22 protein-coding genes and 1 tRNA gene are annotated in these 23,153 nt (G+C 64.2%); 7 read left to right on the forward strand and 16 right to left on the reverse strand.

All coding sequences use genetic code 11. From position 1 onward, the window contains the following. Window positions 1-158: 158 nt before the first annotated feature. Window positions 159-1,985: a translational GTPase TypA gene (gene typA, locus IVB31_RS29305; RefSeq protein ID WP_247331082.1), complete on the forward strand. Its 1,827-nt coding sequence runs from the start codon at window positions 159-161 to the stop codon at window positions 1,983-1,985. Between the two features lie 200 nt (window positions 1,986-2,185). Further along, window positions 2,186-3,439 carry an NAD(P)/FAD-dependent oxidoreductase gene (locus tag IVB31_RS29310; RefSeq protein WP_247331084.1) on the forward strand — a complete coding sequence of 418 codons (1,254 nt, stop codon included), beginning with the start codon at window positions 2,186-2,188 and terminating at the stop codon, window positions 3,437-3,439. Window positions 3,440-3,477: 38 nt separating this feature from the next. Here the strand turns inward: IVB31_RS29310 and IVB31_RS29315 are convergent, their stop codons facing one another. Together IVB31_RS29315 and IVB31_RS29320 are read right to left on the reverse strand one after the other, a co-directional pair. Next, window positions 3,478-3,885: a thiol-disulfide oxidoreductase DCC family protein gene (locus IVB31_RS29315; RefSeq protein WP_247331086.1), complete on the reverse strand. Its 408-nt coding sequence runs from the start codon at window positions 3,883-3,885 to the stop codon at window positions 3,478-3,480. Further along, entirely contained in the window at window positions 3,885-4,796 is a 912-nt protein-coding gene (locus tag IVB31_RS29320) for an alpha/beta fold hydrolase (RefSeq protein WP_247331088.1), read from the reverse strand. Before IVB31_RS29320 ends, IVB31_RS29315 begins: the two co-directional genes overlap by 1 nt. Window positions 4,797-5,058: 262 nt before the next feature. On the opposite strand from IVB31_RS29320, the gene IVB31_RS29325 reads away from it, so the two are divergent. Continuing rightward, on the forward strand, window positions 5,059-5,568 hold the full coding sequence (locus IVB31_RS29325) for a GNAT family N-acetyltransferase (RefSeq protein WP_007598725.1): 510 nt from the start codon (window positions 5,059-5,061) through the stop codon (window positions 5,566-5,568). A 178-nt stretch (window positions 5,569-5,746) separates the two neighbouring features. After that, the gene (ppa, locus tag IVB31_RS29330) at window positions 5,747-6,283 is read left to right on the forward strand and encodes an inorganic diphosphatase (RefSeq protein ID WP_247331090.1); all 537 of its coding nucleotides are present in this window, start codon (window positions 5,747-5,749) and stop codon (window positions 6,281-6,283) included. Window positions 6,284-6,462: 179 nt separating this feature from the next. Here ppa and folD read toward each other — a convergent pair whose 3' ends face one another. The 3 genes from folD to IVB31_RS29345 are packed head-to-tail and all read right to left on the reverse strand — an operon-like array spanning window position 6,463 to window position 7,999. Beyond that, on the reverse strand, window positions 6,463-7,347 hold the full coding sequence (folD, locus tag IVB31_RS29335) for a bifunctional methylenetetrahydrofolate dehydrogenase/methenyltetrahydrofolate cyclohydrolase FolD (protein ID WP_247331092.1): 885 nt from the start codon (window positions 7,345-7,347) through the stop codon (window positions 6,463-6,465). Between the two features lie 10 nt (window positions 7,348-7,357). Then, window positions 7,358-7,693, reverse strand: coding sequence for a DUF167 domain-containing protein (locus IVB31_RS29340; protein WP_247331095.1), 336 nt, complete (start codon window positions 7,691-7,693; stop codon window positions 7,358-7,360). A 15-nt stretch (window positions 7,694-7,708) separates the two neighbouring features. Then, entirely contained in the window at window positions 7,709-7,999 is a 291-nt protein-coding gene (locus IVB31_RS29345; protein WP_007598721.1) for a YggT family protein, read from the reverse strand. Between the two features lie 202 nt (window positions 8,000-8,201). Here IVB31_RS29345 and IVB31_RS29350 point away from each other — a divergent pair. Then, window positions 8,202-8,277: transfer RNA gene (locus IVB31_RS29350), tRNA-Ala, on the forward strand. A 119-nt stretch (window positions 8,278-8,396) separates the two neighbouring features. On the opposite strand, the gene IVB31_RS29355 is transcribed toward IVB31_RS29350, so the two are convergent. The 7 genes from IVB31_RS29355 to IVB31_RS29385 all read right to left on the reverse strand — a co-directional run bounded on the left by IVB31_RS29355 (window position 8,397) and on the right by IVB31_RS29385 (window position 16,303). After that, window positions 8,397-9,209 (reverse strand): enoyl-CoA hydratase, encoded by an 813-nt coding sequence (locus IVB31_RS29355; RefSeq protein WP_247331097.1) that lies wholly within the window; start codon window positions 9,207-9,209, stop codon window positions 8,397-8,399. Between the two features lie 97 nt (window positions 9,210-9,306). Further along, window positions 9,307-10,101, reverse strand: coding sequence for a glutamine amidotransferase (locus IVB31_RS29360; protein ID WP_247331099.1), 795 nt, complete (start codon window positions 10,099-10,101; stop codon window positions 9,307-9,309). 129 nt (window positions 10,102-10,230) lie between these two features. Then, complete coding sequence (locus tag IVB31_RS29365) at window positions 10,231-11,010, reverse strand: SDR family oxidoreductase (protein WP_247331103.1); 780 nt, start codon at window positions 11,008-11,010, stop codon at window positions 10,231-10,233. 253 nt (window positions 11,011-11,263) lie between these two features. Next, window positions 11,264-11,752 (reverse strand): TerB family tellurite resistance protein, encoded by a 489-nt coding sequence (locus IVB31_RS29370; protein WP_247331105.1) that lies wholly within the window; start codon window positions 11,750-11,752, stop codon window positions 11,264-11,266. A 321-nt stretch (window positions 11,753-12,073) separates the two neighbouring features. Beyond that, window positions 12,074-13,483, reverse strand: a complete 1,410-nt coding sequence (locus IVB31_RS29375) for an adenylate/guanylate cyclase domain-containing protein (protein WP_247331108.1) — start codon at window positions 13,481-13,483, stop codon at window positions 12,074-12,076. Between the two features lie 50 nt (window positions 13,484-13,533). Continuing rightward, window positions 13,534-14,901, reverse strand: coding sequence for a cytochrome P450 (locus tag IVB31_RS29380; protein ID WP_247331110.1), 1,368 nt, complete (start codon window positions 14,899-14,901; stop codon window positions 13,534-13,536). A gap of 34 nt (window positions 14,902-14,935) precedes the next feature. Then, a complete protein-coding gene (locus IVB31_RS29385; RefSeq protein WP_247331112.1) occupies window positions 14,936-16,303 on the reverse strand; it encodes a hydrolase in 1,368 nt (455 codons plus the stop codon). Window positions 16,304-16,450: 147 nt separating this feature from the next. Between IVB31_RS29385 and IVB31_RS29390 the strand changes: the two genes are divergently transcribed. Beyond that, window positions 16,451-18,139 carry an MFS transporter gene (locus IVB31_RS29390; RefSeq protein ID WP_247331115.1) on the forward strand — a complete coding sequence of 563 codons (1,689 nt, stop codon included), beginning with the start codon at window positions 16,451-16,453 and terminating at the stop codon, window positions 18,137-18,139. Window positions 18,140-18,150: 11 nt separating this feature from the next. On the opposite strand, the gene IVB31_RS29395 is transcribed toward IVB31_RS29390, so the two are convergent. Then, window positions 18,151-18,363 (reverse strand): hypothetical protein, encoded by a 213-nt coding sequence (locus IVB31_RS29395; RefSeq protein WP_247331117.1) that lies wholly within the window; start codon window positions 18,361-18,363, stop codon window positions 18,151-18,153. 171 nt (window positions 18,364-18,534) lie between these two features. Then, window positions 18,535-18,843: a hypothetical protein gene (locus IVB31_RS29400; RefSeq protein WP_247331119.1), complete on the reverse strand. Its 309-nt coding sequence runs from the start codon at window positions 18,841-18,843 to the stop codon at window positions 18,535-18,537. Window positions 18,844-19,096: 253 nt separating this feature from the next. On the opposite strand from IVB31_RS29400, the gene IVB31_RS29405 reads away from it, so the two are divergent. Next, window positions 19,097-20,146, forward strand: coding sequence for a polysaccharide deacetylase family protein (locus tag IVB31_RS29405; protein WP_247331121.1), 1,050 nt, complete (start codon window positions 19,097-19,099; stop codon window positions 20,144-20,146). A gap of 75 nt (window positions 20,147-20,221) precedes the next feature. Here the strand turns inward: IVB31_RS29405 and IVB31_RS29410 are convergent, their stop codons facing one another. Both IVB31_RS29410 and IVB31_RS29415 read right to left on the reverse strand, forming a co-directional pair. Continuing rightward, window positions 20,222-20,614, reverse strand: coding sequence for a hypothetical protein (locus IVB31_RS29410; protein ID WP_247331123.1), 393 nt, complete (start codon window positions 20,612-20,614; stop codon window positions 20,222-20,224). A 103-nt stretch (window positions 20,615-20,717) separates the two neighbouring features. Next, window positions 20,718-23,093: a hypothetical protein gene (locus IVB31_RS29415; RefSeq protein ID WP_247331126.1), complete on the reverse strand. Its 2,376-nt coding sequence runs from the start codon at window positions 23,091-23,093 to the stop codon at window positions 20,718-20,720. Between the last annotated feature and the right edge of the window lie 60 nt (window positions 23,094-23,153).

Raw genomic sequence — 23,153 nt, forward strand, 5'->3', positions numbered from 1 at the left:
CGGCGCAAACGCGTAGGTTGCCCGGTCGAACTGGCCGGGCTTCCTTTTTGGGTGTAATAGGCCCCGTTTTCCACGTTTCAGCGTTGTCCGAGAAGAGGTCCCGGCTTGACCGGCGAGATCGCGCTTAACCCATTGTCCGACCGCAAAGAAGCTCACTCATGAACCTTCGCAACATCGCCATCATCGCCCACGTCGACCACGGCAAGACGACGCTGGTCGACAAGCTGCTACAGCAATCCGGCACCTATCGCGACAACCAGCGCCAGGTTGAGCGCGCCATGGATTCCAACGATCTGGAACGCGAGCGCGGCATCACCATTCTGGCCAAATGCACCTCGGTGCAATGGAAAGACACCCAGATCAACATCGTCGACACCCCCGGCCACGCCGATTTCGGCGGCGAGGTCGAGCGCATCCTGTCGATGGTCGACGGGGTGATCGTGCTGGTCGACGCCGCTGAAGGCCCGATGCCGCAGACCAAATTCGTGGTCGGCAAGGCGCTCAAGCTCGGCCTGAAGCCGATCGTCGCCATTAACAAGGTCGACCGCCCCGACGCGCGCATCTCCGAAGTCGTCAATGAGGTGTTCGACCTGTTCGCGGCGCTCGATGCCACCGACGAGCAGCTCGATTTCCCGATCCTCTACGGGTCGGGCAAGAACGGCTGGATGGCCGACTCGCCCGACGCCTCCCACGACGTCGGCATGCAGCCGCTGTTCGACCTCGTCATCAAGCACGTCGCGCCGCCGGTGGTCGAGGAAGGCCCGTTCCGGCTGCTCGGCACCATTCTCGAAGCCAACCCCTACCTCGGCCGCATCATCACCGGACGCATCGCGTCCGGCACCGTGAAGCCGAACCAGACCGTGAAGGTGCTGTCGCGTGACGGCAAGCTGGTGGAAACCGGCCGCATCTCCAAGATTCTGGCGTTCCGCGGCCTCGAGCGTCAGCCGGTCGAGATCGCGGAAGCCGGCGACATCGTCGCCATCGCCGGCCTACCCAAGGGCACCGTGGCCGACACCTTCTGCGATCCCACGGTCGAGACCCCAATCCAGGCCCAGCCGATCGATCCGCCGACCGTGTCGATGTCGTTCATCGTCAACAACTCGCCGCTCGCCGGCACCGAAGGCGACAAGGTCACCAGCCGCCTGATCCGTGACCGCCTGCTGCGCGAGGCCGAGGGCAACGTCGCGCTGCGCGTGGTCGAAGCCCAGGACAAGGACGCGATGGAAGTGTCCGGCCGCGGCGAATTGCAGCTCGCGATCCTGATCGAGACCATGCGCCGCGAGGGCTTTGAGCTCTCCGTGTCGCGTCCGCGCGTCGTGTTCCAGAAAGACGAAGCCACCGGCCAGGCCCTGGAGCCGATCGAGGAGGTCGTGATCGACGTCGACGAGGAGCATTCCGGCGTCGTCGTGCAGAAGATGAGCGAGCGCAAGTCCGAGCTGGTCGAGATGAGGCCGTCGGGCGGCAACCGCCTGCGGCTGGTGTTCTACGCGCCGACCCGCGGCCTGATCGGCTACCAGGGCGAGCTGATGACCGATACCAAGGGCACGGCGATCATGAACCGCCTGTTCCACAACTATCTGCCCTACAAGGGCGCGATCCAGGGCCGCCGCAACGGCGTGCTGATCTCCAACGACCAGGGCGAGGCGGTGGCCTATGCCATGTTCAAGCTGGAAGACCGCGGCCCGATGATGATCGAGCCGGGCTGGAAGGTCTACAAGGGCATGATCGTCGGCGAGCACACCCGCGACAACGATCTCGAGATCAACGTGCTCAAAGGCAAGCAGCTCACCAACATCCGCACGACGTCGAAGGACGAGGCTGTGCGCCTGACCCCGCCGATCCGCATGACGCTGGAAAAGGCGCTGGCCTATATCGAGGACGACGAGTTGGTCGAGATCACGCCGAAGTCGATCCGTCTGCGCAAGCGGCACCTCGATGCCAACGAACGCAAGCGCGCGGAAAAGGCCAAGGAAGCGGTGGCGTAAGGCACCGCTTTCGTGCCCCGGATGCAGCGCAGCACGCAGTGGTGCGCTGCTGAGCCGGGGCCCCGTTACTCTCACCACCTCCACATCACCTTGGATCCCGGCTCTGCGGAGCGGCGTTACACGCCGCACCGCGTCCGGGACACGAGAGCTGCGTGTCTGTCCGGCTTCAGCACCCCCAGCGAACGTGCTAGAGCCCGCCCATGAGCTCCCTCCCCTCCTCAGTCGATGTCGCGATCATCGGCGCCGGTGCCGCCGGTCTAGGCGCAGCACACGCGCTGCATGGGTCAGGCCTCTCCGCGATTGTGCTGGAGGCGCGCGATCGCCTCGGTGGCCGGGCCTGGACCGTGCAGGCCTCGCCCGATGTCACCTTCGACGTCGGCTGTGGCTGGCTGCACTCGGCCGACAACAACTCCTTCGTTCCGATCGCGCGGCAACTCGATTTCGAGGTCAACAAGGACCTGCCGCCCTGGCGCGAGCGCACCTTCGGCAATGCGTTTCCGCAAGCCGAGCGCGACGATTTCATGCGCGCGATGGACGCGTTCTACGAGCGCCTCTGGGAAGCAGCACGGAAAAGCGACGATGCTCCCGCGAGCCAAAGCCTCGAGCCCGGCAATCGCTGGAACCCGATGATCGACGCGGTCTCGACTTACATCAATGGCTGCGAACTGCAGAACATGTCGACGCTGGACTGGGACGCCTATGAGGACAGCGACCTCAACTGGCGCGTCCGCCGCGGCTATGGCGCCTTGATCGCGGCCTATGGCGCGCCTTGCCCGGTGGCGCTGAACTGCAACGTCAAGCTGATCGATCATTCGGACAAGCGCATCCGCATCGAGACATCGCTGGGCACGCTGACCGCGGACAAGGTGATCGTCACCGTGCCGACCAATCTCATCGCCGATGAGGCGATCCGTTTCTCACCACAGCTCCCGGCCAAGCTCGATGCCGCAGCCGGCCTGCCGCTCGGCGTCGACGACAAGGTGACGCTGGCGCTCGGCGACGCGGAAGCCTTCCCCAAAGAAGGAAACCTGCGCGGCGCCACCATGCGCACCGACATGGGCACCTACCACATCCGCCCGTTCGGCCAGCCCTGCATCGAAGGCTTTTTCGGCGGCCGTTTTGCCCGCGAACTGGAAGACGCCGGTGAGGGTGCCATTGCGGCACAGAGCATCGACGAGATCGCCGGCTTCCTCGGCAACGACATCCGCCACAAGCTGAAGCCGCTCTACGAGTCGCGTTGGACGCATGATCCGTTTGCGAGGGGCTCGTATTCGCACGCGCTGCCAGGACACGCGGGCGATCGTGCCGTGCTGGCGGCGCCCGTGGATGGGCGGCTGTTCTTCGCGGGGGAAGCGACCTCGCCGAATTTCTTCACGACGGCGCATGGGGCGCGGGACTCGGGGGAGCGGGCGGCGAGGGAAGTGCTCGCGGCGTCAGCCAAGCCGCAGCAATAGACCCGGCATTGCGTCCCGCTGTATCCAACAATGACGAATCACTCGATCACCCGCGCTCGCAAATCCGCATCAGGAACGAAACACACATCATACTTCCCGAAGATGCGGTAGCGGTTGCGCGCGATGAGGCTGTAGACGGCGTCTCGCAGGGGCTTCGGCACCGCGAACAGTATGCGCACCCAACCCCAACCGGGGAGCTGCGACAGCACGGTCAGCGCCGCGTCTGACTTCGTGAACACCTCGCCGCCATGGACCACGGCATTGGTATCGGGATCCTCAGGATCGATGCCGAACGTGTCCGCGAGCCGAGCCCCATAATCCGACTGCATCGGCGTAAAACGAAACCGCCTTGCCGTATCGCGCGCGGCCACGAATCTCACCCAGCGCGAGCAGAAGATGCAAACGCCGTCGAACAGGATCACGTCATCGTCGGGCCATTTGCTCACTATCGAATGTCCTGGGGCTTCTTGGTCGCAACCGGCTTCGGCAGGTTCAGCACACGCGCGAGCTCGTTGCTCGCGGCTTTGACGCCGGCTTCACTTTCGATCATCCAATGGCCCTCGCTGCCGATAGCAGGGAGCGTACGGAAGTCGACCTTGCCGCCACCACCGCGAAAGGCCTCGACCAACTCTTTCGAAAATGCCGGTGAAAAGTAGCTGTCATTGGCAGCAACGAGCCACGTGACGGGGATACGCACGGCCTTGCCGAATTCCGCCGCCGCCGCGAGAAGCGAGTGCGGCGCGCAGATCCGGTTCGGCTCATCATTGGCATGGCCGCCGCGCCCTGGCGTAAAGGCGATGATGGCCGAGATCGCCTTCGGATCAGCGTTCGCGAGTGCCAATGCGCCCCAGCCGCCGGCGGAATGGCCGATCACGACAGCGGCATCCTTGCGGATAAATTCCTGCTTTCGCAAATAGTCCAGCGCGCGCGAAATTTCGTCGGCCGTTGCGCGGCCCGAGCGCGCATAGTCCGCCTCGTCACAGCCGCCCTGGTCCTCGAGATAGTGGCCGCCTGTTACGCCATGACCGAGCCGTTCCGGCACCAGCACGGCGAAGCCGCGCGCGATGAGGAAGGCGGTGAGCGCGCGGTATTCCGGCTGGGGCATTTGCGCGCGCCGCAACACGTTCTGCGTCGAGGCATGCGCGATCACCGCAAGCCGGAACGGGCCAGCACCTGGCGGGCGAAACAGCAGAGCATGCGCGGCAATGCCGGTATCCGGCGATGGCACGCGCCATGGCTGACGGCGAAACGGATCGCCCTCCGCTCCGGACGAACCAAAAATGACCTGAGCGCACACAGGCGGCGCAGTCAGCAAGGCCAACAGAGCCAGGAGCACGAGAATGTTGAGGAGCCGCATGAATTGCCGGAGGCGAGAACAGCGACGGTTAGACTAGTAGGAACGAATCACTATCGGCAGACTTTCTGCGTTGCCATTATCGTTCATTCGTTGCCGCAAAGCAGTTTTGCACCGGCGCAGAGCACCCCGGTGCCATTCGAATCGGCGTCTTGTCTTTTTTCGGTACAAAGTGGTTCAAATACTGATGCAGAAAGTCCACACGTTAACCGATAATTAACGATAGGTCTTGCCGCCGGCGCGGCGACTTGGTTTGATCGCGTCCATGAGCACAACCCTGATCGAGGTCCGGCCGGCCAAAGCCGCAGATGCAACTGCGGTGGCGTCCACCCATGACGAAGCGTGGCGCTCGGCCTATCAGGGCATCATTCCCGGCGCCGAACTGGAAAAGCTGATCAACCGCCGCGGTCCGCAATGGTGGGACAGCGCAATCCGCAAGGGCAGTCGCGTCAGCGTGCTGGTGTTCGGCGACAAGATCGCGGGCTATGCCAATTACGGCCGCAACCGCGCCCGCAGCCTGCATTTCGACGGCGAGGTCTACGAGCTCTATCTGCGACCCGAGTTCCAGGGCCTGGGCTTCGGTCGCCGTCTGTTCACCGCAGCCCGCCGCGACCTGATGCAGAGCGGCCTGAAGAGCATGGTGGTGTGGGCGCTCTCGGACAACGATCCGGCGACCGAGTTCTACCGGGCGCTGGGCGGCCGCATGGTGGCGCGCTCCTCGGAGCGTTTCGGGCCGAAGTCGCTCGACAAGGTTGCCTTCGCTTGGACCAATTGAGCTGCTGAAAGCTTAGCCGGCAGCGCTGCCCATCCATCGATACCGTGGCCTATCGAGCCGGTGATTGCTGGATTCATTATTTCACAAGAACACCATGGATTGGCGCGCCAAGCCCGCGTATGACAGCGCCCAAATCGCTGCCGGGCGCGATTTCACCTCGGCAACAACGGAGCCTTGAATGCGTATCGATGCGGTCTCGATCGGGAAAAACGTACCCCACGACGTCAACGTCATCATCGAAGTCCCCGTGGGCGGCGAACCGATCAAATACGAGATGGACAAGGAGGCCGGCACGCTTGTGGTCGACCGCTTCCTCTACACGCCGATGCGTTACCCCGGGAACTACGGCTTCATCCCGCACACGCTGTCCGATGACGGCGACCCCTGCGACGTCCTGATCATCAACACCCGCGCCATCATCCCCGGCGCGGTCATGAGCGTGCGCCCGGTCGGCGTGCTGTTGATGGAAGACGAAGCCGGCGGCGACGAGAAGATTCTTGCCGTGCCGTCGTCGAAGCTCACCCAGCGCTACGACAAGGTGAAGACCTACAGCGACCTGCCCGACATCACGCTGCAGCAGATCCAGCACTTCTTCGAGCACTACAAGGACCTCGAGCCGGGCAAATGGGTGAAGATTGTGCGCTGGGGCGGCCCCGAGGATGCGCACAAGCTGATCCTCGAAGGCATTGAGCGCGAGAAGAAGAGGAAGGCCTAGGTCTCGCGTCCCGGACGCGACTCTGCTTCCTCGCCCCGCTTGCGGGGAGAGGGCCGGGGCTGAGGGGAGTCTCCGCGAGGACGGTGAGCGTGGGACTCGTGGAGAGTCCCCCTCACCCTCAATCCGCGCTTCGTGCGAATTCCGATCTCTTCCCGCAAGCGGGGCGAGGTGAAGAAATCCTACACCGCCGGCTTCGACACGCCTGCAAGCGCGCAGGCCGCGCGCAGCGTATTCACCAGCAGGCACGCGACCGTCATCTGGCCGACACCGCCCGGCACCGGCGTAATGGCGCCGGCCACTGCCAGCGCCTCCTGATAGGCGACGTCACCGACCAGCCGCGTCTTGCCGTCATCCTTCGGAATGCGGTTGATGCCGACGTCGATCACCGTCGCCCCCGGCTTCAGCCAGTCGCCGCGCACCATCTCGGGTCTGCCGACCGCGGCATAGACGAGGTCGGCCTGCCTCACGAGCCCGGGCAGGTCGCGCGAGCGCGAATGCGCGATGGTCACCGTGGCGTTCTCGTTCAGCAGCAATTGCACCAGCGGTCGGCCAACCAGATTGGAGCGGCCGATGACGATGGCATTCATGCCTCCGAGCGAAGCATGCACGCTCTTGGTCAAAATGATGCAGCCGAGCGGCGTGCAGGGCGACAGCGCCTCAAAGCCGCCGGCGAGGCGGCCGGCATTGTTCGGATGCAGCCCGTCGACATCCTTTGCGGGATCGATCGCATTGACGACGGCCTCGGTGTTGAGGCCTTTCGGCAGCGGCAATTGCACCAGAATGCCGTGCACGGCGGGATCGCGGTTGAGCTTTGCGACGACGGCCAGCAGATCGGCCTGCGACACGTCGGCCGGCAGCTTGTGCTCGAACGAGGCCATGCCGGCCGCCTGGGTCTGGGTGTGTTTCGAGCGGACATAGACCTCGCTCGCCGGGTCGCTTCCGACCAGGACCACCGCGAGACCCGGCACCAGATTATGCTCGCGCTTGACGCGGGCGACCTCGTCCGCGACGCGGGCACGGAGTTCCGCGGCGATGACTTTTCCGTCGATGATCTTGGCGGTCATGTCAGTTCCCTCAGTCTGTCGATTTGGCTGATGCGAGCTGGCGCAGGGCTTCGCCGAGTCGCGCCGGATCGCCGTCGACCGCAATCTGCTTCAGCCGCGAGGTGGCCCCGGACAGGAGCTTGACGCTGGCCTTGGGCACGCCAAGCGATTTCGCCAGCAGCACCAGAACGGCCTTGTTGGCTTCACCGCCATCGGCGATCGCGCGGACCCGCACCTTGAGCACGCTGCGGCCATCGGCCAGCTGCTCGATCCCGTCGATGTCGTCGCGGCCGCCGCGCGGCGTCACCCGCAGCGCGATGCTGATTCCTGCGGCCGCGTAGCGCCAGGGTTCCTTGTTGGCAACCAAGGCGCTCCAGCCTGCTCAGATCACGTTGGGGTAGATGTAATACAGGATCACCCGCTCGATGAACATGATGAGCAGGATCAGGATGATCGGCGAGATGTCGAGGCCGCCGAGGCTGGGCAGGAAATTGCGAATCGGCGCCAGCACCGGCTCTGTGATCCGGTACAGGAACTCCGCGACCGCCGAAACGAACTGGTTGCGGGTGTTCACAACGTTGAAGGCGATCAGCCAGGACAGGATCGCAGAGGCGATCAGCAGCCAGACATAGAGGTCGAGCACGATGATGACGATGTCGAGAACGGCACGCATGATTTTTGACGACTCTGGCTTTTGAAGACTCTGGCTGCGGTCAGGTTCGACGCCTTTTGCTAGATATCGGTTCCCCCCGGCCCAAACAAGGGAAGTCGGTGCCGGGATGGCTAAAACCGGGTTACGCCCGTCCTTGACTTGACCTTGCCGGGGACTTAAATGGCGCCCGGTTGTCGGCCGCATTACCAGAGCGGCCGCAAATGGGGCCATAGCTCAGCTGGGAGAGCGCGTCGTTCGCAATGACGAGGTCGGCGGTTCGATCCCGCCTGGCTCCACCAGCCTTCGCTCGCTTCGCGAGCTACGGCTCGGCAAGCCCGGACAGTCCCTCGTAGCGAAACGAGCGAAGGCTGCCGCGGCGTAGCCCGAAGGGCGAAGCCGGGCTCCATCCAAAATCCCCCTACTTCCCAGTAAACCCGGGCGGCCGCTTCTCCATGAAGCTCGCGACCCCCTCCCGGAAATCGCTGCCGTTCAGCGCCACCATCATTTCCCGATTGGCCTCGATCGTCGCCTCGCTGAGGGTCTGGAACGGCACCTCGTAGAGCTGCCGCTTGATCACGGCCATCGCGCTCGGCGAGACGAAATCGGCGAGGTCGCGCGCATAGGCATAAGTCTCCTCACGCAGCTTCTCGGGCGAGCAGAGCCGGTTGACCAAACCAATCCGCAGCGCCTCCTCGCTCGAAACGCGCCGGGCAGAGAGCAACAGATCCATCGCATTGGCATGGCCGACGATGCGCGGCAGCATCCAGCTGATGCCGTGCTCGGCGATCAGACCGCGCCGCGCGAAGGCGGTGGTGAAGACGGTATTGTCGGCGGCAAAGCGCAGGTCGCAATAGAGCGCGTGGACGAGGCCGATGCCGGCGGTCGCCCCGTTGAGCATAGCGATCACAGGCTTTCCGATCGACGGATAGAAGCCATAGCGCGTCTGCCAGTCGGGCCGCCGGTTCATGTCGAAAGGCGGCAGGTTCGACGCGCGCCTGACGTCATTGGGGTCGAGCCCCTTCAGCGCATCCATGTCGGCACCGGCGCAGAAGGCGCGGCCCGCGCCGGTGAGCACGATGACGCGGACATTGTCGTCGGCGCTCGACGCCTCCATCGCGTGACGCACGTCGCGCTCCATGATCGGCGTCCACGCATTCATGCGGTCGGGGCGATTGAACGTGATGGTCGCGACCTTGTCGCTGACCTCATAGAGAATGTGTTCATAGACCATGGCGCTCTCCCTTTGCTTACCGGCGCAATTTCGCGCGCGCTCGTTGGAGGCAAGCCTAGCATATAAGAGGATGAGAAGAGCTTGCGCTAAGGCGCGATCACTCGGCGGCTTGCGCCAGCATCGGCCGGCGCATCAGCCATCCGTCGATGAAGTGATCGAGCCAGGCGCGTTCCGCGGCATCGTACACGGCACGGTCCGCGAAATGGTGATGCCGCTGCCGCGCGCCGGGCGCGCTGAAGCCGTCATAGCCGCGCGTGGTCCAGCGATACATCATCGCGTAGGTCACATCAGGATGAAACTGCACGCCGAACGCATTGCCGGTGCGGAACGCCTGCACCGGAAAATCATCGCCTTCTGCAAGCAATTCGGCACCGACCGGCAGCTCAAATCCCTCGCGATGCCAATGATAGACCTGCGCCGGCCAGTTCGGGCAGAGCGAATGTCCCGCGGCGGTCGGGCGGATCGGGTAGTAGCCGATCTGGGTCAGCGCCTCGGCATGCGGCGCGACGCAGGCCCCTAACTGCATCGCCAACATCTGCGCCCCCAAGCAGATGCCGAGGAACGGCCGCTGTTCGCGGAGCGGAATTTCGATCCAATCGATCTCGCGGCGGATGTAATCGTCGGAATCATTGGCGCTCATCGGGCCACCGAAGACCACCGCGCCGGCATGCTGGTCGAGCGTGTCGGGCAGCGGATCGCCGAAGCGGGGACGGCGGATGTCGAGGCGGTGGCCGAGCGCGCGTAGCGCATTGCCGACGCGGCCGGGCGTCGAGGATTCCTGATGCAGGATGATCAGAACCGGCAATCGGTTTGCGGAGGCGGCGACGCTCGGCGTCCTTCTTGGGAAGGGCATCACTTCCGCGCCACCAAACCTGTTCGTCCGGAACGACATGGTCTCTGCGAGTGCTATCGGTTCAGACCGCCAGCATAACTAAGCGATCGTTAATTTCGTGTGAGTTTACGCACACACGTCCGATCGTGAAGCAAGGCCTGGGCCACCACGGGGCATTTCTCGCTTCCTTTAGTGCCTCTGCCGCTGGAACCAGCTGGTGGCGAACAGGATGAAGCCGCGCGGGAAGAAACGCAGCGCGAATGGCACAATCTTGATGCCGAGACCGGGCAGCACTGCCCGTTTGTTGGCCATCAGGCCACGATAGGCCTGCTCCGCAACATCGGTAGCAGGGACATTGAGAAGGGCGGTATCATGTCCGGAGCCCACGCCGGCGCGCGCCTGGAATTCGGTGGGCACCGGACCCGGGCAAAGTACGGTGACGCGAACGCCGTGCGGCGCGAGCTCCGCCCGCAAGGCCTCGGTGAGAGAAATCACATAGGCCTTGGACGCGTAATAGACCGCCATGCCGGGGCCGGGGAGAAAGCCGGCGACCGATCCGACGTTGAGCAGACCGCCCTTGTTCCTGATGAGCTGATCGGCAAAGCGCAGCGACAGATCCGTCAGAGCCCGGACGTTGACATCGACGATGCCGATCTGCTCGACGCGGTCGCGCTTGATCGCGTCACCGAACACGCCGAAGCCGGCATTGTTGACGAGATTGTCGAGCTCGACGCCTTCGGCAGTAAGCGCGGCGGCGATCTTATCGCCGGCATCCGGGTCCTGGAGATCGCAGGCGATCACGATCGGCTTCTTGCCGCCATTGGCGGCGAGCTCGTTCGCGAGCGCCTCGAGGCGGTCCGCGCGCCGCGCCGTCAGCGCAAGACGGTGTCCGTTCGCGGCGAACACACGCGCCAGCTCCGTGCCGATACCCGCCGAGGCACCGGTGATCAACGTTACCCGCTCAGTCACGATCCAAGTCTCTTGTCCAAGTCTCTTGACCCAAGTCTCTTGAATTGAAGTTTTTGGCCCCGCAATGGCGGAACGAGAGCATAGGCCGTGCGCGACAGGCAAGCGCCGCCGGCAGGATGGCCGCTTGAGCGGGCGACAGGGAGCAGAAAAACCGGGGTTTTACGGGCGAATCCGGAGCCGAGACGGCCGGAGGCTACATTAAAGTTTCGTCATGTGGCCTGCACAACCGCCAGTTGACCGTGCTGGCTAGAGCTCACCCTCCGACCGCGCTGTCCTTGACCTGACCGCCAGCACGGTCTGCGACCGCGTGCTTCAGGTCGATCCGGTCACGCTGGGAAATCCCGAGCAGGTCGGAGGCGCGCCAGACGACATTGTCCTCGAACTCGGTGACCTGGCCGTCGGCATAGACCAGCTCCCACATCATCTGGACGATGCGCCTGCGGCCCTCTTCGTCGAGCGAGCGCATGATGACGCTGGTGAAGTGATAGAGGTCGACCGCCTCGCCTTCGACCTGCGTCGCATCCGCGATCAGACGATCCGCCGTGCCGCGATCGAGACCAAAATGGCTTTCGATCAAATTGTGCAGCTTGCGCTGCTCGGCCGCCGTCGGCTGGCCGTCCAGCGAGACCACGTGAACCAGCAGCGCGGTCGCCGCCAGCCGGTAATCGCTGTCGCCGAATGCGCGGTCCTGGGCATGGGGAGCAACAATGTCGGCGATGAATTGGCGCAGGCCGTCGAGCATAAAATCCTACCGAATCGATGGCGCCCCGGGGAGCGCGGCTGCTACCAATCTTATATGAGCGGGAAGCTCAACCGGCGCAACGTGCGTCAGTTCCGCGCGCCGCATTACGTTTCGGCAATCTGTTGTTGTCATTCAGGGGCGCGACCTCATCGTCGTCGTCCTGGCGAAAGCCAGGACCCATTGCCCCAGGGAGTAATTTGGCGAAGGCGGGGAGTTCGGGACTAATAACACCCGCAATCGAGAGATTCCGCGGTATGGGTCCTGGCTTTCGCCAGGACGACGTTGGAGAGGCGTAGTGCTCCGCAGCCCGTCACCGCCGACTCACGGTATCTCGTACACCACCATCTTGTCGGCGATGCCACGCAGCGCTGCCTGTTTCTGGATCGGAGTGATCTCGCGCTGCTTGAGGACTTCGGCGACCGCGGGCGCATCCAGCACCGGCCCGGTGATGTGAATCTCCTGTGCGGTCGACAGGCTCTGTACGCGGGCGGCGATGTTGACGGTCTGGCCGAAATAATCCTGCCGCTCGTTGAGCATCACCGCAAGGCACGGGCCTTCATGGATGCCGATCTTGACGATGAGATCGTCGGTGCCGCGCTTCTTGTTGAGCTCGTCCATGGCCGCGCGCATCCGCAAGCCCGCGACGATGGCATGTTCGGGCCGGATGAAGGTCGCCATCACGGCGTCGCCGATGGTCTTCACCACCGCGCCCTTCTCCGAGGAGATGATCTCGAGCAGCGCATGGAAATGCGCGCGCACGAGATCGAAGGCGGCGAGATCTCCGACGCGCTCGTAGAGCGCGGTCGAACCCTTCAGATCGGTGAACAGGAAAGTCAGCGAGGTGATCTGGAGCCGCTGGTCGAGACTGAGATTGTCCGCCTTGAACACATCGCGAAACGTCTGGTTCGACAGCATCCGCTTGGCGGTGAGGAACGGCTTGCGCTTGCCGATGAGGTGATGAAGCGCCTCGGCCGCAATGAACACCGACGGCAGCACGCGCACGCCGGCCTGGTTCTCCAGCGACAGCCGCAGCGGACCCGGCCGCATCGTCGTGGTCCCCGTCGGCGCCTGCACCTTGTTGTACATGATGGCGAATTGCTGGCGGTCCTTGGTCGGCTCACCCTGCACGTCGATGAAATGGGCGGCGTGCGTCACCGGCTCGAAGATGATGATGAAGTCGTTCGGCAGTTGCAGCGACATGGTCGCCTTCTCGCCGGCCGGTATCTCCATCGTATCCAGCGTGACCTCGTTTGCCAGCGTCGCAAACGATTCCTTGTTGAAGTCGACGCCGGAGCTCCAGAACACCTGCTTGAAATACTCCCATACCGGAAGCGTATCAGGGTCATGCGCCGCAATGCGCCGGACACGTGGATTCACGGTGAAGGACACCTCGACCTGGTCGTCGACGGAGGCCTTGTAGCCGCAGGCGCAGAGCGCGCAGTGATAATCGCCCGGCTTGAGGGCCTTCAGGGTCGAGTGCGCCCCCAGCACGCCGCCGCAACCCGGGCACAGCACGTTCCAGCCGAGATCGAACAGGCCGAGCCGGGCCGAATGCAGGAAGGCGGAGATCGCGCGCTCTTCATCAAGACCATGATGCCTGGCGAAGTCGAGGACATTGACGCGATTGAGCTCGTGATCCTCGCCATCCTCGATGAGACGCCCAATCGCGTCGACCACCTTCGTATCGGCGGTCTGCTTCAGAACGGAAAACTGGGCCTGGATATCGCTCATGGCATAACTCTATCTGGGGTGGATCACGCTATCGGCCAGACGAACGTCTGTCACCGGCGTGTGATGCTGAACATGGGCGAGCGGTCCGGCTGGGTCGTGACGACGCCGTGAGGAATCACGGGAACCCTGTCGGCCAGTTCGACGCGGAACGCACCGATCAGCCGGGCCAGCGCCAGCACGGATTCGGCTTGCGCAAACGGCGCGCCGACGCAGACGCGCGGCCCCGCACCGAACGGCAAATAAGCGAAGCGGTCGGGTGCCTCGGCCGCCATGAAGCGTTTTGGAATGAACGCATTCGGCTGATCCCACAGTTTCTCGTGCCGGTGCAGCAGCCACGGCGCGATCATTATGATGTCGCCCTTGCCGATGGCGACACCCGCCGCATTGTCCTTGTCCCGGGCTGCGCGAGCGATCAGGAAGGCCGGCGGATAGAGCCGCATGGTCTCCTCGATCACCGCGCGGGAGAATTTCTGGCGATCGATGTCAGCCATGCTGTCGAGATGTTCGCCGCGCGTCTCGGACGCCACCTCCTCCTGCGTCTCCGGATCGAGCGCGAGCAGATAGAGCGCCCAGAACAGCGCCGTCGCCGTGGTCTCGTGCCCCGCCAGAATCATGGTCGCGACCTCGTCGACGAGCTGCTCGTCCGAAAAACCCTTGCCGGTTTCAGGATCGCGCGCCTCGTCCATGAGGTCGAACAGGTCGCGCGGCGGCGCGCCGTCCTTCTTGCCCATCTCACGCCGCTCGGCGATCAGCATCGCGACGAATTCGGTCCAGCGCTTGCGAAAACGGGCGCGGGCAAAATCCATCGGGCTCGGCCAGGACAGGGGCAGCACCATGTCGAGCAAATACGGCCGCCCGAGCCGGGCTCCGTACTCCATGACGAAGTCGCGCAAGGTCGGGCCGTGCCGCTCCATGCCGAACGAAAACATGGTCCGTCCGGCGATCTCCAGCGTCATGCGCTGCATGATCTCGCGCAAATCGACCGGCTGGCTTGTTCGCGCCGCGAGCTGCGCGATGGTCTCGTCGAGCACCGCCGTCATGTGCGGGACGAGATTTGCAGTGGCGCGCGGTGTGAACGCCGGCGCGAGCGTTCGGCGCTGAAACGTCCAGGAATGACCTTCCGCAATCAGAAGCCCGTCGCCGAGCACCGGACGCAGCATGCGGATGCCCGCCGGCGTGCGCGAATAATTCTCGTAATTGCTGAGGAGCACGTGCCGGATCGCGTCCGGACGATTCAAGATGAAACTGTTGCGGAAGAAGAAGCGGCCCTTGATGATGTCTTCCTCGTAGGCGCGCTGCCCCCAGGTCGCGATCATGTTCCGCTTGATCACGGCAAGCCGGCCGAGGAACGACATATCGTCGGGCGCACGAGGCGGGGTCGGAGGGACGATGGGCCGACGCACGCTGGCGATGTTCATGGCTCGCTCCCGCAAAGGTGACGCAGGCAAATAGCTAGTAAGTCAGCTCGGCAATCGCAATCCTGTTCTCCGAGGCAGGCCAGGCGCGTGCCACAATTCGTTCTTCGTTGAACTGGGCGGCGAGGTTACGCCCGACCTCGCCGGCCGGAAGGCGCAGCGTCGCTGTCGAATCCGTGGGCACACCGGATTTGACGTCGGCCGGCTCCCTGCCGTCGAACAGCACCACGTCGCGCGGCAGGCCGAAATAACCGCGCGGACGCGACATGATCACGACAGCCGCGGCGTCCTTGTCTGCCGGCCCGAGCGGACGCGCGGCGCGCAGATGCACCATGTCGGACGAACGCGGGAAAGGCGAGCGGTAGATATGCGTCGTCGGCGCATCCGGCGATGCCAGGACAAATTCGAGCGACCAGAAAGGCTCGACCTGCGCCGGTCCCCAGCGGCCATCGGCGCCGGTCGTCGCGCTATGCACGGCGCCGCCCTTGCGCTCACCGGTTTCAGGATCGACGCGAAAAATATCGACGGTTGCGCCCGCCACCGGGCGGTTGGTCGATACGCCGCCCGGCGTGCCCGTCACGAGGCCGCTCAGCCTGACGCTTTGCTCCGGCACGATCGCGATGCGCGCGGGCTCGCCTCCCGCGATGAATTTGTAGATCTCGCGGAAGGCCCGGGGGTGGAACGCCACCTCGCGATGATCGAGCGCGCCGAGCACGAGATTGGTGGCGCCCTTCAGCTCCGGCCCTTCAGCGGTGACGCCGGTCGGCGTGCCGGGCTTGCCGACGAAGCGGCCATCGGCCTGCGCATATTTGTCCATGCCGTCGCTGCGCAGGGTGAGGAAGGCAACACCCGGCGTCACCTCGCTCTCGCCCTCGTTCAGGCTGCGCAGGAACGCGCCGCGGCCGTTGAACTCGCTATTGGGCTGGTCGTCGGTCGCGAACACGCCATGATTGGGCGTGCCGCACAGAACGGCATGGCTGACATCGCCGACCCCGCCGTTCTTGATGACGTTGCGGATCGCATAGCCGCCGCGCGAACTGCCGACCAGCGCCACGCGGGACGCACCGGTGCGGCGCTTCAGTTCAGCGATTGCGGCGGCGAGCTCGCGGCGCTGGTCCTCGGTCGAGGAGCGGCCCGCCTGCTCGACCTTGTCGTCGCTGCGTGCATTGGGATCGGTGAAATTGATCGCCGCCATGCGGTCACGCGCAATGCCGTTGGATTCCATCCGCCAAATCGTGGTCATCCAGAGCGCGTCGTAATCGCCATTGCCGTGGACGAACAGGATCGGGGACACCTCGCTCGGCACTGCGGGTGTGGGTTGGGCCAACGCGCCGGCCCGCAAGCTCGCAATTGCGAAAGGCAAGCTGCCGGCACCTTGCAAGATCATCCGTCGTGACAGCTTCATGCGTTCCTCCCGGGCAAAACCATCTCTTTGCACCGCTTATACCGGCCTAACCACTGGACAACGAAGGACTTTCGCAGGCATCACTGAACTTGCCGGAATCACCCAAGATCCTCCAACACCACTTCTGCCAGCCCAATGGAAGGGGATATGACCGAGCAGACGAACCGTCAGAAAATTGCGGCAGACGGCATCACCGCGCCGCTGCGGTACACCGTGTTCCGGCGCATCTGGCTCGCCAGCCTGCTCTCCAATCTCGGCCTCTTGATCCAGGGCGTGGGCGCCGCCTGGGCGATGACGCAGATGGCGGCCTCGGCGGACAAGGTGGCGCTGGTGCAGACCGCTTTGATGCTGCCGATCATGCTGATCTCGATGCCGGCGGGCGCCATCGCCGACATGTATGACCGCCGCATCGTCACCCTGGTCTCGCTCGCGATCGCGCTGACCGGCGCGAGCGCGCTCACGATTCTGGCCGGACTGAACCTCATCACCCCGGAAACGCTGCTCGCCTTCTGCTTCGTGGTCGGCAGCGGCAACGCGCTGTTCGGCCCGGCATGGCAGTCCTCGGTCAGCGAGCAGGTGCCGCCCGATGCACTGCCTTCCGCCGTCGCGCTGAACGGCATCAGCTACAACATCGCGCGCAGCTTCGGTCCCGCGGTCGGGGGTGTCATCGTCGCCGCGCTCGGCGCGGTGGCGGCGTTTGCGTGTAACGCGATCCTCTATCTGCCGCTGCTGGTGGTGCTGCTGCTCTGGCGGCGCAACACCGAGCCCTCGCGGCTGCCGCGTGAAAAACTCAACCGCGCCATGGTCTCGGGCTTCCGCTACATCACCAACTCGCCGCCGATCAAGATCGTGCTGCTGCGGACGCTGGTGATGGGCCTGTGCGGCGGTGCGATCATGGCGCTGATGCCGCTGGTCGCGCGCGACCTGCTGCATGGCGGCGCGCAGACCTACGGCATCATGCTGGGCGCCTTCGGCATGGGCGCCGTGGTCGGCGCGCTCAACATCCACGAACTGCGCAAGCGCATGAGCGGCGAGGCGGCAATCCGCGCCTGCACCATCTCGATGGCGTTTGCGATGGCCGCGCTCGCCGTGAGCACCGAGCCGGTGTTGACCGCGGCTGCCCTGGTGCTCGCCGGCGCGGTCTGGATGGCCGCCGTCGCGCTGTTCAATATCGGCGTGCAGCTCTCCGCGCCGCGCTGGGTCGCCGGCCGCTCGCTCGCGGCGTTCCAGGCCTCGATTTCCGGCGGCATCGCGATCGGCGCCTGGGGCTGGGGCCATCTCACCGACTATGCCGGCGTCGAGGTCGCGCTACTGACGGCCGCCGGCCTGATGCTGATCTCGCCGGTGCTCGGAATCTGGCTCACGATGCCGCGCGTCGGCGCCCGCAACGAAGACGCCGACGTGCTGGCCGATCCGGAAGTCAAACTGTCGCTGACCGCGCGCAGCGGGCCGCTGGTGGTCGAAATCGAATACCGGGTCGCCCAAGAGAACGCGCGCGCCTTTCACAACGTGATGCAGGACGTGCAGCTCTCCCGCCAGCGCAACGGAGCCTATGGCTGGTCGATCGCGCGCGACATCGCCGATCCCGAATTGTGGACCGAGCGTTATCACTGCCCGACCTGGCTCGACTATCTGCGCCAGCGCAACCGCTCGACGCAGTCCGAACGCGCGCTGCACCAGGAGGCGATCGCCTTCCACGTCGGCCCCGATCCGGTGCGGATCCGCCGCATGCTGGAGCGTCCGTTCGGCTCGGTGCGCTGGAAGGAAGAGACTCCGGATAGCGCCAGCGAAGAGGTGCTGCCGGTGGTGGCGACCGCGGCGGGCAGCAGCACGTAGGCTTTTGCGTCTTACTGCCCGTGATCCGTCAGCACCTTGTCGCAGCCTTTGCTGAGCCGCGTACGGTTCTGCTTGAGGCAGGCGAGCACCGCCTGATCACCATTGTTCATGACCGGGCGGCAGAAGCGCGTGACATCGCGCGCGCAGGCGTCGTGGCCGGGCTGTTGCGCTGACGCCGCTGATGCGCAGAAGAGCAAAGGAAGAATAAAAAGAAATCTGGTCATCGCGTCATGCCTCTTACCCGGAAGAACGTGCGGGCGAAGCTAGTGCGACGATCTCTTGGTCGCAACGGCTTTGTTGGCTGGCTGCATGGCGCCGCTGCGTGGCCCCGGCTCGAGACCGGGGCACATCGCGAGGGGAGCTAACCGACGCAACGATCTCTGGGTTGCGCGCTCTTACTGGCTGTCCTGGACGTCAGCGACCTTGCGTGACGCGCCCTTGGCGAGATCCTTGTCCATCACGGAGCGGCAACCGGCGCTCAGATCCGAACGATGCTTCATCATGCACGCGGTGATCTTCGGGATGTTGGGGATTTCCGACGAGCACAGACGGAAGGCGTCGCCCGTGCACTGCTGCTGCGCTTCGGCCGAGAAGGCGAAGCTCGAACTGGTCGAGGCGATCGAGACGATCGCTGCAAAGCCCAGAGCCAGGCTGGTGTCGCGGATCTTGTTGGTCAGGGACTTTGTGTTCAGCGACTTGGTCATTTGAAGCTCCCATTGGCACCGCTGGAAGCGGGCCGGTTGTTGATGGGACCTACGATGCTCCAACAAACTCCTTTCCACTGTGATGATGGTCACGGGCGCCACCTCAATTGTGACATCAGTCACACAAGCCGACCTAGCTGAAATTCCTCCGCAAACGCTGTCGTGTTGGTGTCACGTTAACTGTTCCTTCGCATTAATGGCTCGTCGCGCGGGGAATTCCGCAGGTTTGGTTGCGTAATTGGAAAGAGTAGCGATGCGTAATGCGTTGGGCCTGATGCTGGCCAGTGTCCTTGCGGCGGTCGTGATCGCCGCCGGCGGTTGGTTTTATTATTCCTCGCGCGCCGATCAGGGCGCTCCCAAGACAGTTGCCGCCCGTGCCGCCGATCAATTGACGGCACAGGCGAAGCTCGCCGCCAAGGATGACGTCCAGACCACCGCGGCGGTCGCAGCCAAGCCGGCGACACCTGCGCCTGCGCCTGCGCCCGCTCCGGCGACGCCTGTGCAGCAGAAGTCGACCTGCGCCAATCCGAACGCGCTGGGCGTCTCCCGCGTGGTCGAGATCGACACCACCGGTGGCCCCGGCTTCGGCTTCGACCATTTCAAGCAGTTCGACTTCCTCACCGACAAGGAGGTCGTGCTGACCTTCGACGACGGTCCCTGGCCGGTCAACACGCCCGCGGTGCTGAAGGCGCTCGCAGATGAATGCACCAAGGGCCTGTTCTTCTCGGTCGGCAAGCACGCGACCTATCATCCGGAAATCCTGCGCCAGGTGCTGGCCCAGGGCCACACGGTCGGCACTCACACCTGGTCGCACGTCAATTTGAACGGCAAGAAGATGACGGAGCAAATGGCCAAGGACGAGGTCGAGAAGGGTATTAGCGCGGTGAAATACGCGCTCGGCACCAACCCGGCGCCGTTCTTCCGCTTCCCACAGCTCCAGCACAATCCGGCGATCGTGACCTATTTCGGCACCCGCAACGTCGCGATGTTCTCGACCGATATCGACTCCTTCGACTTCAGGAAGGGCGCCACGCCGGAGAAGATCATCGAGACCGTGATGACCAGGCTCGACAAGCTCGGCAAGGGCATCATCCTGATGCACGACTTCCAGAAGCACACTGGCGAAGCCATGCCGGCGCTGCTCGCGCGCCTCAAGGCCGGCGGCTACAAGGTCGTGCAGATGAAGGCCAAGACAACACTCGAGTCGCTGCCGGAATATGACGAGGCATTGCTGAAGGACCTGAAGGTGCCGACCTCGAGCGCACGTCCGATCGGAAGCGTGGTGCAGACGGTCTCGCAGTAACGGGTCGATCAGATCCAAAACTTGCGCGATGGCCGGGCTTGTCCCGGCCATTTGCTTTTTGGGACCAATGACCGCTTACCAGTAGATGCCGTGGCGATGCAGCTCGCTGATGATGCGGCCTTCGGTCCAGGCGTGCTTGTGCTTCGGCTTGTTCGCCTTGGCCGTGGTCTTGGCCGCGGGTTGGGTCGTCGTCGCGGGCGCTGAAATCGTCGTGGTCGCGGGTGTATCAGTCGCGGCAGGCGCGGTGAGCGAAACCGCCGGTGGGCGATCGAGATATTTCGGAGCTTCGGCGGCAGGTGCTGCTTCGCTGACCTGCGTGGGTGCGGCGGCAAGGGCCGGCGTCGCCGTCGTTTGCGGAGCCGCGGCCTGCTCGTTCACCGCGGACAGCGACAGGCTGCGCGGGCCTCCGGCCTGGGCGGATGCGGAGGCCAGAACCATGGCGGCGGCCACCAGAATGATCTTGCGCATAGGAATTCTCCCCGTGTTTGGCGTGAGCTGGACAGTAGGGGAACGGCATTTGCGGTGACGTGACGCGGATCACGTGGCAGTGCCCTCTGCGTCTGTTCATTCGCTATCGGCGAACACTCAGCTCCCGGATCGCAAACCCGAGATCACGGGGATCGGACGGAAAATGCGTGACGGCATTGGTGTCCAACTCGACCACGAGCGTCTCGTCGCTTGCAAACTGATCCAGAGGAAATGTCAAAGGGCCCGCAGGCACGGCGCCTTTGTAGATCTCACGCCCATTGATCCTGGCCAGGAATTCGTTGCCGGAAATCGGCATGGGCCACAATTCGAGCTTCAACGTGCGCGCCGGCGTCGCAGGCTTGTTGGGAATCTCGAGGCGCGCGTTCGGTGATGCCCATTGAAGCGCACCTCCAGGGGTGATCTCCTTGCCGAAAAGACCGCCCGTTGCGATCCCTGGCGGGGCTTCCGTACCAACCTCGAGCACATTGCGCTGCCCATCCAGGAATTCGCGCGAAGACCGGTCCGTGGCCACGGATATCAGCCGCTGCCCCGGATTGGCGGCGAGCCGATCGGATGCCACCAGACAGTCGAACTTTTCAAACCCCTCGGGAAAATACGGCCGCCCCGCCCTGTCGGGCCAGGACATGATACGCGGCGCCGCCCAGGGCACCCGAAGCTCCGCTGCCAGCCGGCGCAGCAAATTGTGCATCATCGGATTGGCAATCTCGATGACGAGTCCGTTGCAGCTCCTGATGTCCGCGGACAAGCGATTGTAGTCCCAGTCGAGAGACGCCGCCTTTTGCGCATTGACCTGGGCGGCGGCGGTCGGAAGACCCGGAATACCCGCGCCAGCCGCCTGCATCACCAGCAGCGGCCGCAACAAACCTAGAGCGAGGTGGACAACCACGACGACACCAACGGCGGCAACGGCGCCTGGATTCCATCGCTTCGCAGCCAAGGGAGCCAAAGGAGAAATGACTAGCGTGAAGAGCATCGGCGTCGCCATCGCCAGGCCCTTGCCCGCGGCCCAGCCTTGACCGGCCGCGAGGATGGCAATCGGCACGAGGCAGCCGACAAGGCTGCCGGCCAGGAGTCGCGCGGCGCTGCCGTCCGGCGCGGCGCGCAAGATCATCCATGCCGTCCTCGCGATGCCCCTCAGCAGCACGAACAGAAAACCATAGAGCAGCAATTTCCACACGAAGGCGACGGCGGCAGGCCAGCCCGCGGACGGCAGCACCGCATAAAGGCCAAGACCGGCAAGCACGGATTCGACGGGCCATGAGAACCAGGCATTCGCCAGCTCTCCGAAACCGCTGTCGGGGCTGGCAATGACATCAAGAAAGTTCGCGTCACTGCCGAACAGGTAACGCTGATAATATTTCCACCAGTCGGGCGGATTGGAGGCTGCACGGGTCAACTGCCGCACGACATAGGCAACCGTGCCGTACCAGAGAGGAATACACACGAGCAGCGATATTCCCACACCCGCGGCCAAGCCTGGCGCAGCCACAGGCAGAGCCTTGCGCGATGCGCGATGCCAGCAGCCCATCGCGACCGCGACTGCCGCGGCGGGACCGTAGATCGTCAGCGATTCCGGATAGAGAAAGAACGCGCCGGTCATCAGCGCCGCAAAGATCGCTCCCAGCCGCATGATCGCGCCGGGCGCCTGCCCAAAGCGATTGGCATCGAAGGCGAACGCCACGAATGCGAGGAGGAGCAGGAAGATCGGCTGCGTCGCAAGTTGCGACCAGGCGTTGATGTCAAATACGTACTGCTCGAAGAACCCGATCGTAAGCGCCGCCGCGCACGCAACCGCCAGCCAGCGCCGCATCGCGAGCACATTGACGAAGACGAACAGCGCCGCAAACAGCATGTTGAGCTGCATGCCGACCATGTACGGATAGGTGCAATCGACGACATCGCCACGACTGATGGCGGCGATGGCGGCATGGATCATCGACACGGCGCCGCGATAGTCGACGAACCACAGCGCCATCACTGAAATTGGATTGGACTTCGTCTCGTCCGCGCCCTGGACGACCAGGGTTGCGTAGTCGAGCACGCGGTACGAAACCGAGGAGCCCACGTACAACATGTGATCGTAGACATTGGCCTGGAAAACGCGGAAGCGCGCGCCCCCGGTCCACGCGGGCGCCAGGCAAATCATCGCAACAGCAGTGACGGCTATCGCCGTCGCAAGCCATCGTCCGGACGTCAGCTCGGGCCACCGACGCAGCGCCGGGAAGCGAACCGCGGCGGCAATGACAAGGCCGGCGATCGCCATCGCAGGCAGCGTCACCCATGGAGCGACGCCGGAGAGATACAGGATCGCGGTTCCGGCAGCGAGAAGGCCAAAGCCAAGTGGTGGCGCCAGCGCCCAGCGCACGGCAAAACGGTCCGACGGCAAAAGAAGGGAGAATGGAAGACCAATGGCGCCGCCGGTCAGCGTGACGAGCCCAACCACCAGGATATCGTGCATGCCGCCTCGCCGCCCCCGCGTTGCCTGGAGTTTCCGCTCTACGGAGGTGCTGTCAATCCA

This window comes from Bradyrhizobium sp. 21 (assembly GCF_023073335.1).
Classification (GTDB): Bacteria; Pseudomonadota; Alphaproteobacteria; order Rhizobiales; family Xanthobacteraceae; genus Bradyrhizobium.

What these genes read in the sequence shown, in the direction of transcription:
- IVB31_RS29320 (WP_247331088.1), bottom strand. Translation starts at nt 4,796, where the DNA reads ATGCGGCTCCTCAACATTCTCGTGCTCCTGGCTCTGTTGGCCTTGCTG.
- folD (WP_247331092.1), bottom strand. Translation starts at nt 7,347, where the DNA reads ATGACCGCCAAGATCATCGACGGAAAAGTCATCGCCGCGGAACTCCGT.
- IVB31_RS29415 (WP_247331126.1), bottom strand. Translation starts at nt 23,093, where the DNA reads ATGCACGATATCCTGGTGGTTGGGCTCGTCACGCTGACCGGCGGCGCC.
- IVB31_RS29375 (WP_247331108.1), bottom strand. Translation starts at nt 13,483, where the DNA reads ATGAGCGATATCCAGGCCCAGTTTTCCGTTCTGAAGCAGACCGCCGAT.
- ppa (WP_247331090.1), top strand. Translation starts at nt 5,747, where the DNA reads ATGCGTATCGATGCGGTCTCGATCGGGAAAAACGTACCCCACGACGTC.
- IVB31_RS29405 (WP_247331121.1), top strand. Translation starts at nt 19,097, where the DNA reads ATGCGTAATGCGTTGGGCCTGATGCTGGCCAGTGTCCTTGCGGCGGTC.
- IVB31_RS29385 (WP_247331112.1), bottom strand. Translation starts at nt 16,303, where the DNA reads ATGAAGCTGTCACGACGGATGATCTTGCAAGGTGCCGGCAGCTTGCCT.
- IVB31_RS29325 (WP_007598725.1), top strand. Translation starts at nt 5,059, where the DNA reads ATGAGCACAACCCTGATCGAGGTCCGGCCGGCCAAAGCCGCAGATGCA.
- IVB31_RS29360 (WP_247331099.1), bottom strand. Translation starts at nt 10,101, where the DNA reads ATGTCGTTCCGGACGAACAGGTTTGGTGGCGCGGAAGTGATGCCCTTC.
- typA (WP_247331082.1), top strand. Translation starts at nt 159, where the DNA reads ATGAACCTTCGCAACATCGCCATCATCGCCCACGTCGACCACGGCAAG.
- IVB31_RS29380 (WP_247331110.1), bottom strand. Translation starts at nt 14,901, where the DNA reads ATGAACATCGCCAGCGTGCGTCGGCCCATCGTCCCTCCGACCCCGCCT.
- IVB31_RS29310 (WP_247331084.1), top strand. Translation starts at nt 2,186, where the DNA reads ATGAGCTCCCTCCCCTCCTCAGTCGATGTCGCGATCATCGGCGCCGGT.
- IVB31_RS29355 (WP_247331097.1), bottom strand. Translation starts at nt 9,209, where the DNA reads ATGGTCTATGAACACATTCTCTATGAGGTCAGCGACAAGGTCGCGACC.
- IVB31_RS29410 (WP_247331123.1), bottom strand. Translation starts at nt 20,614, where the DNA reads ATGCGCAAGATCATTCTGGTGGCCGCCGCCATGGTTCTGGCCTCCGCA.
- IVB31_RS29400 (WP_247331119.1), bottom strand. Translation starts at nt 18,843, where the DNA reads ATGACCAAGTCGCTGAACACAAAGTCCCTGACCAACAAGATCCGCGAC.
- IVB31_RS29390 (WP_247331115.1), top strand. Translation starts at nt 16,451, where the DNA reads ATGACCGAGCAGACGAACCGTCAGAAAATTGCGGCAGACGGCATCACC.
- IVB31_RS29345 (WP_007598721.1), bottom strand. Translation starts at nt 7,999, where the DNA reads ATGCGTGCCGTTCTCGACATCGTCATCATCGTGCTCGACCTCTATGTC.
- IVB31_RS29395 (WP_247331117.1), bottom strand. Translation starts at nt 18,363, where the DNA reads ATGACCAGATTTCTTTTTATTCTTCCTTTGCTCTTCTGCGCATCAGCG.
- IVB31_RS29370 (WP_247331105.1), bottom strand. Translation starts at nt 11,752, where the DNA reads ATGCTCGACGGCCTGCGCCAATTCATCGCCGACATTGTTGCTCCCCAT.